This is a genomic window from Kribbella sp. NPDC050124 (genome assembly GCF_044460355.1).
GTDB lineage: Bacteria > Actinomycetota > Actinomycetes > Propionibacteriales > Kribbellaceae > Kribbella.
In genome coordinates this window covers 1-1,498 of sequence record NZ_JBITJU010000074.1, presented here as the reverse complement: position 1 = coordinate 1,498, position 1,498 = coordinate 1, and the positions used below count along the sequence as shown (strand labels likewise).

1 protein-coding gene and 1 pseudogene are annotated in these 1,498 nt (G+C 64.0%); one reads left to right on the top strand and one right to left on the bottom strand.

The annotated features are described in order from the left end of the window. Positions 1–211: hypothetical protein (locus tag ACIBL3_RS47260; protein ID WP_396360621.1), on the bottom strand; the 211-nt coding region annotated here is incomplete at its 3' end. Between ACIBL3_RS47260 and ACIBL3_RS47255 the strand changes: the two are divergent. Next, positions 210–1,498, top strand: a pseudogene (locus tag ACIBL3_RS47255) (hypothetical protein); the annotation flags it as partial. The gene ACIBL3_RS47260 and the pseudogene ACIBL3_RS47255 sit on opposite strands and share 2 nt — an antisense overlap.

Below are 1,498 nucleotides of genomic sequence, written 5' to 3'. Positions count from 1 at the left end.
TGCTGACGAACCTGTACAACGGCAACGTCGTGTGGTCGTACGACGCGTTGTCGAACCCGTCGATCGGACCGTCGGCGTTCGTGAGGTTGGCGTACAACAGCCAGGACGGCACGTCGACGTCGTCGTCGGCGAGTGGGTACGGGTTCTCTGTGCAGCCGGCGACGTTGGCACGGCTGGGCGAGGGCTTGTCGGTGGTGAACGACAACGTCATGTCGTTCGTGGACGGCGATGGCACGACGCACTACTTCAGGGAGGCGACGCGGACTCCGCAGGAGGTCACGTATACGCGTCCGGCTGGTGTCGCGCTTGATCTGACGCAGGATCTGACCCCTGGCGCCGCGAACAAGTGGGTGCTCGCGCGACCCGATGGAACTCGGTTCCTCTTCGATTCCGAGACGCGACGGCAGGCGTCGGTCGTGGATCGCAACGGGAACACGATGTCGTTCAGCTACGACTCCTTTGGCCGGTTGACGACGGTGTTGGATGCGAGTGGGCGGCAGGTGCTGACGCTGGGATATCTCCCCGGCAGCGACAAGCATGTCGCGTGGATCCGCGATGTGTCCGGGCGCGGGCTGAAGTTCAATTACAACGGATCGCTCCAGTTGATCAAGCTCGAGGACGGTGGCCCGTTCAATGCAGGCGCGTTCGACCCGGATGCGGTGGTGAAGTCGTTCCAGTTCGCTTATACCGACGGCTCGAACAACAGCAACACGAGGCTGATCTCGGTGAAGGATCCGCGCAACTCCGAGACCGGCGCGGAGACCAAGGTCCAGTACTACACGCCGAACGAGACCTCGGCGTACGCCGGACGGCCCAAGAGCTACACCGATCGCCGCGGCAACAACACCACGTTCACCTACGCCGATCCGGACCCGGTGGCGAAAGAGCGTGCGGCCACGGTCACTGACGTCAACGGGTCCACGCCGTCGGTGACGACGTACCGGATGGATGCGTTCGGTCGTACGACGAGGATCGTGGACGCGAACCAGAACGCCGTCGGCGGTGACAAGGCGACGCTGCTGGCCTGGGACAGCGACCACAACGTGATCCGTCTCCAAGAGCCGAACGACGCGGTGTCGACGTGGGAGTACGACCCGAAGACCGGCTATCCGCTGGTGGTGAAGGATGCGATGGCGGTCAAGAACGGCCTGCCCGGTGTCGTGCTGACCTACCAGACGCTGACCACCGGCGCGAAACCGACGGTGTTGTTGTCGAAGACGAGCGCCGCCGGGCGGACCAGCACGTTCACGTATGACGCGAACGGCAACGTAAAGACGGTGAAGAACGGCCTTGGTTTCGGGCCGTCGTACGTCTACAACGCGGACGGGACGCTGGCGACGGCGACCGATGCGCGGGGCAACGCGACCCAGTATCCGGCTTACGACCCGAGCGGCTACCCGACCAAGATCACCGATCCGTTGCTGACACCGACCGAGTTCACCTACGACGTCCGCGGCAACGTGACACGTGTCGCCGAGGACTTGGTCGGCACCGTGTA